At 54.3% G+C, this 15,427-nt stretch carries 13 protein-coding genes; 11 read left to right on the top strand and 2 right to left on the bottom strand.

The genetic code is table 11. From position 1 onward, the window contains the following. Positions 1–33: 33 nt before the first annotated feature. From OSC10802_RS0112650 to OSC10802_RS0112635, 4 genes are all read left to right on the top strand, one after another. Positions 34–807, top strand: coding sequence for a PspA/IM30 family protein (locus tag OSC10802_RS0112650; protein ID WP_017717135.1), 774 nt, complete (start codon positions 34–36; stop codon positions 805–807). A 656-nt stretch (positions 808–1,463) separates the two neighbouring features. Then, positions 1,464–1,787, top strand: a complete 324-nt coding sequence (locus OSC10802_RS0112645; RefSeq protein ID WP_017717134.1) for a thioredoxin family protein — start codon at positions 1,464–1,466, stop codon at positions 1,785–1,787. Positions 1,788–1,886: 99 nt separating this feature from the next. Continuing rightward, positions 1,887–3,059: an LL-diaminopimelate aminotransferase gene (locus OSC10802_RS0112640; protein ID WP_017717133.1), complete on the top strand. Its 1,173-nt coding sequence runs from the start codon at positions 1,887–1,889 to the stop codon at positions 3,057–3,059. 344 nt (positions 3,060–3,403) lie between these two features. Then, complete coding sequence (locus OSC10802_RS0112635) at positions 3,404–4,288, top strand: NF038130 family PEP-CTERM protein (RefSeq protein WP_017717132.1); 885 nt, start codon at positions 3,404–3,406, stop codon at positions 4,286–4,288. 405 nt (positions 4,289–4,693) lie between these two features. Here the strand turns inward: OSC10802_RS0112635 and OSC10802_RS0112630 are convergent, their stop codons facing one another. Next, complete coding sequence (locus tag OSC10802_RS0112630; RefSeq protein ID WP_017717131.1) at positions 4,694–6,514, bottom strand: M3 family oligoendopeptidase; 1,821 nt, start codon at positions 6,512–6,514, stop codon at positions 4,694–4,696. A 178-nt stretch (positions 6,515–6,692) separates the two neighbouring features. Between OSC10802_RS0112630 and OSC10802_RS0112625 the strand changes: the two genes are divergently transcribed. From OSC10802_RS0112625 to OSC10802_RS0112605, 6 genes are all read left to right on the top strand, one after another. Then, complete coding sequence (locus tag OSC10802_RS0112625) at positions 6,693–7,100, top strand: nuclear transport factor 2 family protein (RefSeq protein ID WP_017717130.1); 408 nt, start codon at positions 6,693–6,695, stop codon at positions 7,098–7,100. A 393-nt stretch (positions 7,101–7,493) separates the two neighbouring features. Continuing rightward, the gene (gene uvrC, locus OSC10802_RS0112620; RefSeq protein ID WP_017717129.1) at positions 7,494–9,482 is read left to right on the top strand and encodes an excinuclease ABC subunit UvrC; all 1,989 of its coding nucleotides are present in this window, start codon (positions 7,494–7,496) and stop codon (positions 9,480–9,482) included. After that, positions 9,479–10,216 carry a DUF8692 domain-containing protein gene (locus tag OSC10802_RS0112615; RefSeq protein WP_017717128.1) on the top strand — a complete coding sequence of 246 codons (738 nt, stop codon included), beginning with the start codon at positions 9,479–9,481 and terminating at the stop codon, positions 10,214–10,216. Before uvrC ends, OSC10802_RS0112615 begins: the two co-directional genes overlap by 4 nt. Positions 10,217–10,282: 66 nt before the next feature. Next, positions 10,283–10,501 (top strand): hypothetical protein, encoded by a 219-nt coding sequence (locus OSC10802_RS54345; protein ID WP_017717127.1) that lies wholly within the window; start codon positions 10,283–10,285, stop codon positions 10,499–10,501. 6 nt (positions 10,502–10,507) lie between these two features. Continuing rightward, positions 10,508–10,732, top strand: a complete 225-nt coding sequence (locus OSC10802_RS54340) for an alpha-hydroxy-acid oxidizing protein (protein ID WP_255349190.1) — start codon at positions 10,508–10,510, stop codon at positions 10,730–10,732. 165 nt (positions 10,733–10,897) lie between these two features. Next, on the top strand, positions 10,898–11,770 hold the full coding sequence (locus OSC10802_RS0112605; protein ID WP_017717126.1) for a lysophospholipid acyltransferase family protein: 873 nt from the start codon (positions 10,898–10,900) through the stop codon (positions 11,768–11,770). A gap of 169 nt (positions 11,771–11,939) precedes the next feature. Here OSC10802_RS0112605 and OSC10802_RS0112600 read toward each other — a convergent pair whose 3' ends face one another. Then, on the bottom strand, positions 11,940–13,268 hold the full coding sequence (locus tag OSC10802_RS0112600; RefSeq protein ID WP_017717125.1) for an ATP-binding protein: 1,329 nt from the start codon (positions 13,266–13,268) through the stop codon (positions 11,940–11,942). 245 nt (positions 13,269–13,513) lie between these two features. On the opposite strand from OSC10802_RS0112600, the gene OSC10802_RS0112595 reads away from it, so the two are divergent. Next, a complete protein-coding gene (locus OSC10802_RS0112595) occupies positions 13,514–15,313 on the top strand; it encodes a DUF262 domain-containing protein (protein ID WP_017717124.1) in 1,800 nt (599 codons plus the stop codon). The last annotated feature ends 114 nt before the right edge of the window (positions 15,314–15,427 follow it).

Below are 15,427 nucleotides of genomic sequence, written 5' to 3'. Positions count from 1 at the left end.
ACCCCTCGCACACCCCAAAAGGAAAACCAAATCATGGGATTGTTTGATCGCATTAGCCGAGTCATCCGGTCAAATCTCAACGACATGGTGAACAAGGCTGAAGACCCAGAAAAGATGCTCGAGCAGTCTATTATTGATATGCAGGAAGACCTGGTGCAGTTGCGCCAGGCTGTGGCCAGTGCGATTGTCACTCAAAAACGCACCCAGCAACAGTACAGTCAGGCCCAGTCACAAGCCAGCACCTGGCAGCAGCGGGCTCAGCTGGCCCTGCAAAAAGGGGATGAGAATCTGGCCCGGGAAGCGCTGGTTCGTAAAAAGAGCCACGCTGAAACAGCTGTTAGCTTGAAAGCCCAGGTGGATCAGCACACGACTCAGGTGGAGACGCTCAAGCGCAACCTGATCGCCCTGGAAAGCAAGATTTCCGAAGCCAAGACTAAACAGGACATGCTCAAGGCCCGGTTTGCCGCAGCTAAGGCCAACGAGCAGCTGCAAACCGCTATTGGCAACATAGGCAGCAGCAGCGCTATGGCGGCTTTCGACCGCATGGAAGAAAAAGTGTTGCAGATGGAAGCCCGCTCCCAGACAGCAGCTGAACTCGCCGGCAGTTCGATCGAGGAGAAATTTATTTTGCTCGAAGGCAGCAGCGATGTTGACGATGAGTTGGCGGCGATGAAGGCTGGGCTGATTGCTGGCTCTCCGGAACCCACAGGTCACCTCCCCGGTGCCGGTCAAACGGCTGCCCCGAAAACCGGCTCAGCTGTTGATGAGGAGCTCGAACAGTTGCGCCGGCAGCTCAACGAGTCTTAGGCCGCACCGGCCCGCAGCCCTACAATCCAAACCGCCGGCACCTTGCTAGACTCCCTGCCATCCCCCGGTTTGTGCCGAGGGCCGCCGGTCTAGCAGGGCCATTCTATCCATTTCGGATAATCTATTCCTGATTGGGATTGCTCACATAATAGCAAAAAGCTCTCACATAAAAGCTTACAGCATTTGGCTCCTATTTTTTAGAAAAATCAATCAAAAGGAAATCATAAGATTTATAGCAGAAGTGATATAACATTAGCCACTTAGATTAGGACATTAGACCTTCAGGCCCGGCGGGACGCCTGCCCTACGTCTATATCCCAGTGGTAATATGGGTTAGGACAATAGGAGCCGGAGTGCGGGGGTGCAAAAGAGGCCGAAATGTACGAACCTAAGTGCCTACTGCTATATTGGGCGAGGACAATAGGAGCTTCGGGAGCAGGGGAGCAAGGAAGGCTGGAATGTAGGTGTCCTAAGTGCATACTGCTATCTAAGGCGTCGGACAGACGTCCCGCCTGTCCTTTGTGTCCTAATCTAAGTGAATACTGCTATACCTGCCCGGGAGGCGGGCTGGATGGGGCTGAGATTTGCTCAGGCGGCACAAAAAGCGTCAAAATACAAATGCTTTAACATGATGCAAATTTTGTGTGAGGGTTGCCATGAGCGGCGTCATTTCCATTACCGATGCTCAATTTGAAACCGAAGTTCTGAAATCGGCAAAGCCGGTGCTGGTGTACTTTTGGGCGTCTTGGTGTGGCCCTTGCCGGCTGATGTCACCCTCGGTAGACTGGGCCGCTGCCACTTACGGCGATCGCCTGAAGGTGGTGAAAATGGAAGTCGATCCCAATCCCGCCACTGTCAAACAGTACCAAGTAGAAGGCGTTCCCGCCCTGAGGCTGTTTCAGGGGGGTGAGGAGATCCAATCTCACGAGGGAGCGATTAGCAAACAAAAATTGGCTAGCTTGCTGGAAGCACACCTCTGATAAAGTTATTTGTCCAAAGTAGAGACGCGACATCTAGAACGCGATTGTCGTATCTCTACATCTGACAAATTAGCAATGAAAAATGAAAAATAAGCAAATATGCAATTTGCCAAACGTTTAGAACCCCTGCGCTCCAATGTATTTGCCGACATGGACCGGGCCAAAGCGAGAGCAAGGGCGGCGGGACAAGACGTGATAGACTTATCCCTGGGATCTTCCGACCAGCCGGCAGCAAAGCACGTCCTGGCAGCGATCTCCGAGTCGTTGCCAAACCCGCTCACCCACCAATACCTGCTATTTCAGGGCACCAAAGATTTCCGGGAAGCAGCAGCGAACTGGTACGCAAAAAAATATGGCGTGCCGGTCGATCCAGAAACAGAAGTTTGCCCGCTGATTGGCTCCCAGGAAGGCACCGCCCACCTGCCACTGGCGCTATTGAATCCCGGAGATTTCGCCCTGCTGCTCGATCCGGGCTACCCCTCCCATGCCGGTGGGGTATATTTGGCAAGTGGCCAGATTTACCCGATGCCCCTGCGAGCGGAAAACGGGTTTTTGCCGGTGTTTGCCGATGTGCCACTGCCGGTGCTGGCGCAAGCGCGGATGATGGTACTGAGCTACCCCCACAATCCTACCACCGCAGTCGCACCCCTGTCCTTTTTCCAAGAAGCCGTTGCGTTCTGCCAAAAGCACAATCTCGTGCTGGTGCACGACTTTCCCTATGCAGATTTGGTGTTTGATGGCACTGCCCCACCCTCGATTCTGCAAGCCGATCCGGCTAAAAGTGTGTCCATTGAATTTTTCAGCCTCTCTAAGTCTTACAATATGGGAGGCTTCCGCATAGGGTACGCCATAGGAAACGCCGAGCTGATTCAAGCGCTGCGGCAGGTGAAAGCCGCCGTTGACTTCAACCAGTACCGGGGCATTCTCAATGGGGCAATCGCAGCCCTGACTGGCCCACAAGAGGGCGTGAGAGCCACCGTCGAAACGTTCCGCCAGCGGCGGGATGCTTTTGTGGGGGCGCTGAATCGGATTGGCTGGCCAGTGCCGGTGCCGGCAGCCACAATGTATGTTTGGGCGAAACTGCCTGAATTTTGGCAGAACAATTCCGCCGGCTTTTGTGCGGGACTTGTGGAATATACCGGCGTGGCGGCGTCTGCAGGTGCCGGTTTCGGCAAAGCAGGGGAAGGGTATGTGCGGTTTGCCCTAGTACACGAGCCGACAATTTTAGAAGCAGCGGTGGGGAGAATAGGTAATTTCCTGGAAAGGGCATAACCGGCAGCACGCCAAAATTGGTCTAATCTTTAGTCAAGCAATCGATAAACTTTACCGAAACTTTACAAACTGTAGCGGCAGGGGTGTGTAGAATAGAATCAGCAATAAAAGGATTAGGACTGTCAGCCAGTGACCTCAACCCGAGTTGCAGATGCTAGGCAGAAAGGCGTGCGGCGTCCAGATGCCGGTGGTGTTGCCTCAACTATCACACAAAAGATGTGAGACGAATCACAGCCTGACTGGGAAGTTCTAGGGTGCAATGAAATAAAGCGTATTGCCTATCCCTGGTGCCAGCATCTTTGCGGGATTATCCCTCAGCCCCTGAACTTTAAGGAGACAAAACAATGGCAGGACTCGTCAAGAAACTCTTGGTTGGCGCAACCTTAGCAGCCGGTGTCACCGCCCTCGCGAGCGCCCCAGCGAAAGCCGGCTCCCTCACCGGCGCGTCCATTACGGGTGTGAATGGCACTGACTACTACCTCTACGATGCCAATGCGACAAATACATACCGGAATGACGCCGCCAGTCTGTCCACCATCTTGACCGGCAGCAGCAGCAGTCCCACCGGCAACGTGGAGCTATTCGCCAACAGCGAAACTCTGAATAACACGGCATTCAGCACTTACAGTACAGTCACAACCTTAAGTGGCCAAATTGGCGGCAGGAACATCACCCTGAGCAGCCTGACAGCAGCTGACTGGGCCACTAATGTTGGCGGTGGGCTGACCTTGGCTCAGAAGTGGTTCAATGACGCCTTGACTAACAATGGCCTGGGAAGCCTGATTGGCACAACGACAGGGAATACCGCCTACACCTCTTTTCAACTCAGTGGTGGCCGCCAGCGGTTCAGTGACGCCAACATCTCCTACGTCAACCAAAATGACACCACCGGCCAGATTAGCATTGGCCTAGCGGGTCACTTGGATGCCAAATCCCTACTGCTACCTGTTGTTCCGCCCAGCCTGCAACCCTTGCTCGCAGGGAAAACTATACAGGCTAGTGAAATAGTCAAGGTATCCTATGACGGTGGGCCGGCTCAATACCTCTACAACTTCAGCGCCACAAACTCTGGCCTAGTTGAACAAGGCGATGGCATTTCTCACACCGGCAACTACGAATTGCTGCTTGCCGGCATTCCCCCAGCAAAAGTGCCAGAACCCTCTGCCATGCTGGGCCTAATGGGTGTGGGCGGTTTCTTGGCTGCCAAGCGCAAGATGAAAAATGCCTAGTTTTTACAAGACCGACAGTGCAAAGACAAGGATTTAGTGCGCAAATTGCGCACTTTTTTTGCGTGGGAATTAACTGCTTCGGGTTGGGTATTTTTAACCGCAGATAAACGCAGATGGACGCAGATATAGCAGTAGCCAGTTAGATTAGGACATTAGATCAAGAGGCCCGGCGAACGCCGTACCTACGCCTTTTATCCCTAGGCCACTGATGCCCTAACCAATATGACTGCTGCTACAATTAAGTTAAGAAGCCTTTAATTTGCTTACTAAATAAAGGAGGCAGAGCCTCCAAACTGCATTTCCAGGTAAAGTGTTGCAACGAGAGATAGATATAGATAGCGCAAATTAAATGCGCAACAACCTAGCTCATTTACCGGCGCTCATCCCTGTGCTCCTGCCGGCAGCTCACAGGGCGGCTTGCAGCTGGTCTAGCAGCCCCTCGACGTAGCCGAGTGCGTCGCGGATGGTGTCGGGATTTTCGATGTCCACACCCACATACCGGCGCAAGGCTTCCACCTGATTCTCACACCCACCGGCAGCTAGCAACTCCAAATATCCCGGGAGAAAATCTTTGCCGATTTCCAGATATTTTTGGTAGCAGGCTAGACTGACAATAGTAGATGCGGTATACTGGTAGCAGTAAAACGGCTTGAAGAAAATGTGCGCGATTCGCGCCCAGTCGTACTGGTGTTCTGGGAGCAATTCCACCGCATCGCCGCACAGCTGCCGGTAGAGTTCCACCCACTGCTCGTTCACCCACTTGTGGTCAAAACTGCCCTCTCGCGCCGCGCGTTCGTGAATCGCCAACTCCAACCGGCTAATTGTGCTTTGGCGGAACAGCAAATTCAGCTGGTCTTCCAGCTGGCGCGTCAGGAGCGATTTGCTGAGGGTTTTGTCACCGACAGACTGTTTGAGCAGAAAATCCAGCAGCAGCAATTCATTGAAAGTGGAGGCAATTTCCGCCAGCACCATCGGGGGGCTGCTGTTGAAATAGGTCTGCCGGTCGCCAATCGAGGCAAAGTGCAGCCCGTGCCCCATTTCGTGCGCTAGGGTGAACAGCGAGCTGTAATCATCGGTGTAAGATAGTAACAGGTAGCTGTGCTTTCCGTGGGTGTAGGAACAGAAAGCGCCGCCGCGTTTGCCAGGACGCACTTTGGCATCCACCCAGTTTTTGACAAAGAACTCTTCCGCGCGGCGGGCGTAGTTAATGTCAAACTGCTCCAATGCTGAGAGCAGCGTTCCCACACCCGTCTTGTAGTTTATGGGCGGCACCGGCTCGCCAGCAGATGTCCACGGCGCGTAAATGTCGCAGATGCGGATTTGTTGCCCCAGCGCCTCGCCCTTGAGCCGGTAGTAGCGCTGAAATAAGTCAAACCGGCTGCCGGTGCCTTCCATTATAGCGCGGAAAACCGGCTCGGAAACCTCATCTGCCATTAGCTGCTTGTGCAAAGTAGAGGTGTAGCCGCGCAGCTGGCTCTCCATGCGGTGGTCTTGGGCGATCGTGTTGAGAATGAAGCCATACAGCGAGTTGTGCTGGCGCAGCACTTGGCGCAGGGAGCAGTAAGCTTCGCAGCGCACCTCGGGTGACGGGTGGAACAGCAGCGCCCCCAGTTCTGCTTCCGTGCTGGCGGTTTTGCCCGAACCTGCAGACACCGGCTCGTATTCCTGCTCGCCGAGGTGGACAGAGCGCAGCTGGATAAACGCCTGCCGTCCTGTTAGACTGTCTTGGTTGCGGGTTTGCTCGACTTCTTCGGAGAGCCGGTGGGGGCGAAATTCGGCGATGCGGTGCAGGTAGTGGGTATAATTGTGGAGTGCCGGTGAGGCTTGCAACTCGCCAAACTTTTCGACTTCGAGCTGTTGCAGTTCCAGGTCGAAAAACAGCAGCTGGTTTTCGATGCCGGTGAGCGCTTCCATCACCTTGTCGAGGAATTGCTTCGCCTCGGTGTTGCGGGTGTCTGCTGAGAAGACGAGGGAGGGGAAGGCGTAGAGATACCCGGCTTTTTGGTTAATCGCTTCCAGCTGTTGCAGGCAATTGGCCACCTCTGCCGGTGCCAGTTCCCCCACTTTACCGCGATAAGTCTGCCGAAATTCGGCGGCTGTCTGCTGCAGTAATTCTAAGTCTAAGGCCAATTGGGGGTCGTCGAACCCCTGATAGAGGTCGGACAAGTCCCATTCTTGGGGGCTGTCCAGCTGAGCGAGGGCGGGGGATGGTGATGTCTGAACCAAGGTAGAACTCCTTCGCAAACCGTTCCTGCGATATTGTAGTGTTTTGCTGATTATTTGGACTTTATATCTTTTGGGCGGGAGCGTCTCACTTTTGTTAATATTATCACAAGTAGGGTGCGTTCCGCTTTGCGGAACGCTACTATATAATAACAATTGCCAGCAGATTTGATATGAAGTGATGAGCGAGCGGGAAAACGTGCATCTGGTGCAGCAAGTTTACGCCGCCTTTGGGCGCGGTAACATTGCGGCCATCTTGGCTCGGCTGTGCGATGATGTGGAGTGGGAAACTCCCTTTGCGCGAGAGGCTGTCCCCATCGGGGGCCGGTGGCGCGGACACGAGGAAGTGGTGCAGTTTTATGCTAAAATAGGCGAATATTTGGAGTTTGTGCAGTTTGAGCCACGGGAGTTCATCGCTCAGGGAGATAGAGTTGTGGTGCTGGGGTTCTCTCGGATAAGGGTGAAACCCACAGGTCGCACTTTAGAGAGCGAGTGGGTAATGGTCTGGGCGCTGCGTGAGGGGAAAGTGGCAAAATTCAGGGAATACGCGGACACCGCCGCCGCTCTGGTTGCTTTTGGTCGCGCCTGATACAGTTCGGCGGAAATCTTTCGGTATAGCAATAGACAGTCAGTGTAGAACAAGGCATCTCACTTGCTAGTAAGGACAGGGACAGGCGAGACGCCTGTCCTACGTCATAACCTAAGTGGCTGCCGCTATAGCTTTCTTGTAGAGACAGGGATTTGTCGCGTCTCTGATATTAGTGTACTGAGAACCCCGGTTTCTTAAAGAAACCGGGGTTCTTATGCGCACTGCATCGAACTGAGAGCCGCTAAGCTTTTAGGCTTTTAATCTTCCTATCTGCCCAAAGGAGGCAGAGCCGACTGGATGGCGTTCCCAGCGTCAGCTGGGAACGAGGGATAAGCTAAAATTAAAAAGGGCGTAAAGAGTTACATTTGATATTGTACCTTTAAAATTTTGTCTGTGAAAGCATCAACTGAAATTATACCACTGATTAAAGACCCGGAGCGCCTGGAAAGCCGGCTCAAAGAGATTCCGCCGGAACCGGGGGTCTATTTGATGCGCGACGGGAGCGACCGGATTGTCTATATTGGCAAGTCCAAGAAGCTGCGCTCCCGCGTCCGCTCTTATTTCCGCGAGTCACAAAATCTCAGCCCCCGCATCGCTTTGATGGTGCAGCAGGTGGCGGAGATTGAGTTTATCGTTACCGACTCTGAGGCGGAAGCATTAGCACTAGAAGCGAATCTTGTCAAGCAGCACCAGCCGTATTTTAATGTGCTGCTCAAGGATGACAAGAAGTATCCTTACGTCTGCATTACTTGGTCGGAGGACTACCCCCGGATTTTCATGACGCGCAAGCGCCGGTTGGGAAATGCAAAAGACCGGTATTATGGCCCTTATGTTGATGTTCGCCTGTTGCGGAATACGCTGCATTTGGTGAAGCGGATTTTCCCGCTGCGCCAGCGCCCGCAACCACTGTTTAAAGACCGCCCCTGTCTGAATTATGACATCGGGCGCTGTCCGGGGGTCTGCCAAATGCTGATTTCGCCTTCGGATTACCGCTTGACGGTGCAGAAGGTGGCGATGGTGTTTCAGGGGCGGGTGCGGGAATTGGAGGATATCCTGACGGCGCAAATGGAACAGGCGGCTGAGGGGCTGAATTTTGAACTGGCGGCGCGAATTCGCGACCAAATTAAAGGTTTGAAGTCTTTGAATGCGGAGCAAAAGGTGTCTCTGCCTAATGATACTTTGTCGCGGGATGCGATTGCGCTGGCGGCTGACACTCAACACGCCTGCATCCAGCTGTTCCAAATTCGCGCCGGTCAGCTGGTGGGAAGGTTGGGGTTTGTGGCGGAAGTTTCCCCTCACCTTTCAACCGCTTTTCCCACAAGGGGAGAGGGGGAGTCGGTTTCCCCTCACCCCCCTACCCCCTCTCCCACAAGGGGAGAGGGGGAGTCGGATTTCCCTCACCCGCCAATAGAATCTGGGGCGATTTTGCAGCGGGTGCTGGAGGAGCACTATCAAACTGTTGAGCCGGTGGAGATTCCAGCGGAAATTCTGGTGCAGCACGAGTTGCCAGAAGGGGAGATGCTGGCGGATTGGTTGAGCGAGCGCAAGGGGCGCAAAGTGGCGATATTAGCTCCCCAGCGGCAATCTAAGGCAGAATTAATTGAAATGGTGGAGCGCAACGCCGGCTACGAATTAGCTCGCCTGCTGAAATCGGGCGAGCGCAATGCGGAAGCGATGGGAGATTTGGCGGACCTGTTGGATTTGCCGGAAAGTCCGCGCCGCATTGAAGGTTACGATATCTCGCACATTCAGGGTTCGGATGCGGTGGCGTCGCAGGTGGTGTTTGTAGATGGATTGCCGGCAAAACAGCACTACCGGCACTACAAGATTAAGAACCCAACGGTAAGTGCCGGTCACTCGGATGACTTTGCCAGTCTCGCTGAAGTTATCGGGCGCAGGTTCCGCAAGTATGCAGAAAATCCCGAATTGCAGCGCGCCGGCAATCCCGACTGGCCCGATTTGGTGATGATTGATGGCGGCAAGGGCCAGCTTTCGGCAGTGGTTGGGGTGCTGCAGGAGATGAATGTGCTGGAAGATTTGCGGGTGGTGAGTCTGGCAAAGCAGCGAGAGGAGATTTTTATTCCGGGTGAATCGTTGCCGCTTCAAACGGAGGCTGAGCAGCCGGGGGTGCAGCTGCTGCGCCGGTTGCGGGATGAGGCGCACCGGTTTGCGGTGAGCTTCCACCGGCAGCAGAGGAGCGAGCGCATGCGGCGGTCGCGCTTGGACGAAATTCCGGGTTTGGGATTCCACCGGCAAAAACAGCTGCTGGCGCATTTCCGCTCGATTGATTACATTCGGATAGCCACTCCCGAACAGCTGGCTGAGGTTGATGGCATTGGCCCGCGTTTGGCCCAGCAAATCTACGATTATTTTCACCCATGAAACTCCACCCAAAAGCACTGGAGCGGGCGAGCCATCGCCTGCTCGTTGGGTTCATCCTGTTTGAAGTTTTGATTGTCGTGATTTATCTGGGCAGCATTTTGCTCACCGGCAAACCCTATCCTCCGTTTGACATGGACGGGCAAATGACAGTCCCGTCCTTATTGCAAGCTTTCCTGCTGTTTACAATTGGATTCATCTCGCTGATCTTTTTCAAAGTCGATCGCTCATCCTCCCAGCCCCCATCTAGATTTTTCCTCTTGACAGTTGGCGTCCTTATGATGTATGCGTCTGCCGATGAAGTATTCAAAATTCACCTCCAGCTTCACAGCCTGCTCCACACCCCGCACGACCGGGACTGGCTGCGAGGGTATATCTTGATATTTTTGATGGTTCCAACAGTGTTCTTGCGAGACTTTGTGGGGATCTGGAAATTATACCGCAGAGAGACTTTCTTAGCGCTGCTGGGAATGGGAATTTTTGCTTTGGGCGGGTTTGGGGCAGAAATTATCAAATACAAAATCTTGCAGCCCCTACTCTGGAGGTTTTTCCCTCACCACCCGCATTTTATCCTGTTTGTGGAGAAGACAAGGGTGGCTTTTGAGGAGTTTGCGGAAGCTCTAGGAGAGACGGTGATTGTCTTTGGTATTTTACTGTTTGTTGCGAAGCGACTGCAACAAGACACTCCTGTTTCCCGAGAAAAAGGAAGCCACGAACAAACCGATGAATCTGTTTGATTGCGAAGCGCTAGCGCCGGTGGTCTGTAGCGTTTTTCATCCTTTTTGAGGTACTGAGAAACCCGATTGCTTACAGAAACCGGGTTTCTTGGCTCGCTCCAACCGAAAACCGCTACAAGCGCGAAAATTCTGGGGAAATGGCTGCGGATGGCAATTCCAATCGCCCCGATGGCTTTCCCGTGTCTGGCGCATCCAGATGGGGAAGTGGGAATAGCAAGCGCAGGGGCGGGTGCCGGTGGGGGTTTGGAGGAGGTGGCTGCGGTTAGGAAGCAGACGCCGCAGTGATTTCAGCTGTGCGCACACCGAGATCGGACGCTCACCTGTGATTTGGTACAGCCGGCTGGGGCGGCTGGTTATGTGGCTTTGTGCCTGACGGTGGGTGCGCCGGTGCTGGGGCGTCGGGAGAGAGAAAGGCCCTGCGGAGTAGGCGCTCCCGCCGGGGATGGGACGAGTCGGGGTGAGATCCCGATGGCTCTCAACTGGGCTGAAATCAGTAGGGAAAGAAAATTAAACTGAAAAGGTCGGTTCGTGTTGGCGTTAAGTTCCGCAGGCCTTTAGGATTGAGTTAGGGCGGCACGCCGCACTGCAAGCAAGTTCAGTTTAGTGGGGCTGACTTACTGATTGGCTGCGCTGCCATCTTTTAAAAAGCGCAATGTCGTTGTTGAGAGCGGTTGAGAACCTGTGTTTAATTTTTTTAATGAGTTCACCGGCACTTCCGGAAGAGCGAACAAAACCTCTCGCCATCGCTTTGATGGCTGGTCGCTAGATGACCGAGATCCGAAGGTAATAAAATATTTAATGCCGATGTGGGAGTGGTTTTACCGCTACTACTTTCAGGTTCAAACCGATGGCTGGCATCACATACCGGCGGAGGGAAAATTTCTGGCTGTCGGCTCCCACAATGGGGGCTTAGCGGCACCGGATATGTTCATGTTCATGTATGACTGGTTCAGCCGGTTTGGCACAGAGCGCTTGAGCTATGGACTGATGCACCCAACTGTTTGGAAGGCTTTCCCTCTAGCGGCGCGAGGGGCGGTGCAGTTCGGAGCGATAATGGCTCACCCCAAAATGGCAACCGCTGCGCTGCGAAGAGGCGCAGCAGTGACTGTCTATCCAGGGGGGGCTGAGGATGTTTTCCGCCCCTACAGCATGCGGAATCAAATTTACTTTGCGGGGCGCAAGGGGTTTATCAAATTGGCGCTGCGGGAAGAGGTGCCGGTAGTGCCGATGATTTCCACCGGCGCTCACGACACTCTGGTTGTTCTGGCGGATATCTACAAAGAAATGCGCCAGCTGCACGAATGGGGGATGCCGTGGTTGCTGGGGCTCGATCCGGTGGTGTTTCCGATTTATTTGGGGCTGCCCTGGGGGCTGAGTTTTGGCCCGCTGCCAAATCTTCCGCTGCCGGTGAAAATTCGCACTCGCGTTTGCGCCCCGATTGTGTTTGAGCGCTACGGGCGCGACGCCTCCGGCGACCGCGACTATGTGGATGCTTGCTATGAAAAAGTCCGCAGCCAGATGCAACTGGAATTAGACCGCTTGGTTCAGGAGTAGTGGGGTGCGTTACGGCGAAAGCCGTAACGCCTCCTACTTATAGCGGTTTTCAGTTCGATGAAGTACGTGCCAGAAACCCGGTTTCTTAAAGAAACCGGGTTTCTCAGTACCTGACTCAGATAAAAACCGATCTAGCTGTGGCGGTTCAAAAAAACAATCCCCAAGCCGCCTATTTTTCTGACTGACCGGCAATTGCCAGCTCCGCCCTGAGAAAGTCAACAAATTGCCTGGCCGTGCGCCCAGAACGCCCGTTGTGGCGCGTCGCCCACTGGAGAGCGCGAAACTGTAACTCTTCCGCGCTCAAAGAAATGCCGGCTCGCTCTGCGAGATGGCGGACAATGGTGAGGTAGGTGTCTTGATTCGCCGGCTCGAAGGTTAAAGTTAAGCCGAAACGGTCGCTAAAGGAAAGCTTTTCCTGAACCGTATCCCAGGCGTGAACTTCCTCACCGGCCCCCGGGCGGGGGCGGTCGTCAAAAAACTCCCGAATCAGGTGACGCCGGTTGGATGTGGCATAGACTGCCACATTTGCCGGTCGTGCGGTCAGACTGCCTTCTAAAACCACTTTTAGAGCTTTGAAAGCGTCGTCATCCTCCTCAAAGGAGAGGTCATCTACAAAGATGATAAATTTCTGGGGTGCGCCGCGCAACATATCGACAATTGCCGGCAAATCTTTGAGGTCAGATTTGGCAACTTCGATGAGGCGCAAACCGCGCTCGCCGAATGCATTTAAGAGGGCTTTCACCAAAGAAGATTTGCCGGAACCGCGACTGCCGTACAGCAAAACGTGAAGTGCCGGCAGTCCGGCTAGGAGAAATTCGGTATTTTTCAGCAGGGTGTCGCGCTGGAATTCGCAGGCGGCTAAATCAGCGATCCTCACTGGGTCGGGGTGCGCGATGCCGGTGAGTTGCCCGGACTGCCAGCGCAGGGCGCGATATTCGGCAAAAAGGCCGGTGCCATATTGGCGGTAGTGGGCTGCTAACTCTTCTAGAATGTCAGCCCAGTTGCTTTCTTTTTGCAGAGAGGTTATTATCGGCAGTGAGCGCTCGGGTGCGGCTCCATTTTGCCGGCAATCCCAGACGGGGGGTGCCACCGGCAGCCCGGAGGCGGTTTGCACCCACCGGCTCAGCTGTTCTCCGGCGCACTGGTAGAGACTTTGCAAAGCTTGCAAGTCATGCTTGGCAGCGGCGAGCAGTGCCGGTGGCAAACTAATTAATTCTGCTTGCTGAGCGTGCAGGGTGAAGGGGTTCGTGTCGAGGAGGATTCGCTCGATCAGGTAATCTTGCCAGCTGAGATTTTTGGCAGCTAGGGATTGGAACCAGCTGCCGTAAGCGTGCGAGCAATCGGTACCGCCGGCATCGCTGTGGTGGAGGGATTGCAACAGGTTGAGGAAGGCTTTCCCGATGGGGCCGGTGAGTGTGCCTTGGTAGAGCAGCAGGGAAGCGGCTTGGCGCTGGAGAAATCGGATAGAAGAGAGAGTTTGAGTGTTTGGGGATGACATAATTGCAATTGTACTGGAATGGGTGTTCCTGACATCAGGGAGCAGTTGCATTGGTCGTCCCTATCCGCGCGCGCCGGGAAGGGTCAAGACCGCAGTTGCCGGCGAATTGCCGTCGCACCCCTCGCGAGAGGGAGTGGACTGGGGCGGGAAACTAAAAGCTGGGCCAAAAAGGTCTGGGCCAAGAAGGGTCGCCCCCACTCCATCTTCTAAAAAAGGCTGGTGTGTGGGGGAACCCCGCTCATACTGTGAGCTGGGGATTAGAATATTTAGGCGGCTTTCCCAGGGTTGACGCTGTGCCCAGTCACAGGGACAATCCCGTTTCGGGAGACGATCGCCAGCTGCGCGTAACGGAAGAGGTTAGCATGAGCAATGTGAAAATCGAGGGAAAGGAGTACCCGATCGGGAAAGTCTTCAGCGATGACTTTGCCTTCACCATTCCCCTGTACCAGCGCCCCTATGCCTGGACTGTAGAGCAGGCGGGGGAAATGCTGGAAGACTTTATCATATCGCTGGAAGATGACAGCCAGCCCATCGAGGAAGTGAATCCCTACTTCCTGGGGAGTATCGTGCTGATTAAGGGAGATACGCCAGACGCGCAAGTCGTGGACGGACAGCAGCGACTCACCACCCTGACCATATTGCTGGCGGCGTTGCGGGCGTCCGTGCCGGAGGAGCACTTCAACGACTTGACGACTTATCTCTACCAAAAAGGCAGCAAGATTTCTGGCATCCCCAACCGCTACCGTCTGAGTTTGCGCGAGCGAGATGCGGAGTTTTTTAAGGAATACATTCAGGATGAGGGCGGGATTAACAGGCTGGAAGAGTTAAAGGATGTCAAGCTTTCAGACAGCCGGCAAAACATCAAAGACAACGCCCAGCTGTTCGCGCAGCGCTTGCAAGACTTTAGCGACGCTCACCGACTTCGCCTCGCGCAATTTATCATTACCCGCTGTTTTTTGGTCGTGGTGTCCACGCCAGACTTTGACTCCGCCTACCGGATCTTTTCCGTGCTCAACGACCGGGGACTGGATCTGTCCCACACCGACATCTTGAAAGCAGAGATCATTGGAAAAATCCCTGACATCAAGGAACAGGAAGCCTACAGCGTCAAGTGGGAGGACATCGAAACTAACCTGGGGCGAGAGATGTTCCAAGAGCTTTTCGAGCACATCCGAATGATTAAGCGGAAGGCCAAGCTGCGGGAAAGCCTCCTCAAGGAATTCCGGCAATATGTCCGCCCGTCTGAGAACCCTCAGCTGTTCATCGATAAAACCCTGAACCCTCTTGCCGATGCTTTTTATGATATCAAGAATGCGACCTATCAAAGCGATGTAGGCTGGGAGGAACTGAAGAGAATCTTTAATTGGTTAAACTGGCTGGATAATTTTGACTGGGTGCCGCCGGCCATTCTCTACCTCTCAGAGAATTATAACAGCCCTGAGGAGCTGGTGTGTTTCTTTGCGGATCTGGAGCGTCTGGCGGCGGGGTTCTTTATTCGGCGGACGCACCGGGAGAAGCGCATCGATCGCTACGCCCGGTTGCTAACGGCGATTGAGTCAGGGGAAAACCTGTACGCAGAGGACTCGCCACTCCAGCTTGTGCACGAAGAGCGGATCGATATCCTCAGAAACCTTGACGCAGACTTTTTAAATGAGAAAATTCGCCTGTATGTCTTGCTGCGCCTGGAGGCGGAGATATCGGGGAATGAAGCGTCCTACAAAGAAAGCCCCCTGACGGTGGAGCAGGTGCTGCCGCTCAATCCAGCGCCTGGAAGTATGTGGGCGAAATGGTTCCCCGACGCCCGAGAGCGCCCGAAATACGCGGACTGTTTGGGAAACCTGGTTTTGCTCCCGCGCCGGAAAAACACCGAAGCGCAAAGCTTCGACTTTGAGATGAAAAAGGAGCAGTATTTCACCGTGAAAACAGGCGCACCACCCCTGGCGCTGACGGCCCGAGTGCTGGAAGAGCCGGAGTGGACACCGGCAGTCATTGAGGGCCGGCAGAAAGAGCTGGTTGATATGCTCAGGAAGGCTTGGCGCTTGTAACCGGCAGGTATGATATCATGTCCGCTAGCATCGATTTTGCAATGCCTGCGGTGCGGGGCACCGGGCGTCCGGCGCTGGGCGCTGGCAATTCCAGCCCCTATCGGCGGTGACAAA

This window comes from Kamptonema formosum PCC 10802 (genome assembly GCF_000332335.1).
GTDB lineage: Bacteria > Cyanobacteriota > Cyanobacteriia > Cyanobacteriales > Oscillatoriaceae > Oscillatoria.
Note: the sequence above shows the minus strand (reverse complement) of the source record. Positions and strands in the feature narration are given on the sequence as shown.

Excerpts from the sequence above, each read along its gene's own strand:
- OSC10802_RS0112650 (WP_017717135.1), top strand. The coding sequence starts at position 34 with ATGGGATTGTTTGATCGCATTAGCCGAGTCATCCGGTCAAATCTCAAC.
- OSC10802_RS0112645 (WP_017717134.1), top strand. The coding sequence starts at position 1,464 with ATGAGCGGCGTCATTTCCATTACCGATGCTCAATTTGAAACCGAAGTT.
- OSC10802_RS0112640 (WP_017717133.1), top strand. The coding sequence starts at position 1,887 with ATGCAATTTGCCAAACGTTTAGAACCCCTGCGCTCCAATGTATTTGCC.
- OSC10802_RS0112635 (WP_017717132.1), top strand. The coding sequence starts at position 3,404 with ATGGCAGGACTCGTCAAGAAACTCTTGGTTGGCGCAACCTTAGCAGCC.
- OSC10802_RS0112625 (WP_017717130.1), top strand. The coding sequence starts at position 6,693 with ATGAGCGAGCGGGAAAACGTGCATCTGGTGCAGCAAGTTTACGCCGCC.
- OSC10802_RS0112615 (WP_017717128.1), top strand. The coding sequence starts at position 9,479 with ATGAAACTCCACCCAAAAGCACTGGAGCGGGCGAGCCATCGCCTGCTC.
- OSC10802_RS0112600 (WP_017717125.1), bottom strand. The coding sequence starts at position 13,268 with ATGTCATCCCCAAACACTCAAACTCTCTCTTCTATCCGATTTCTCCAG.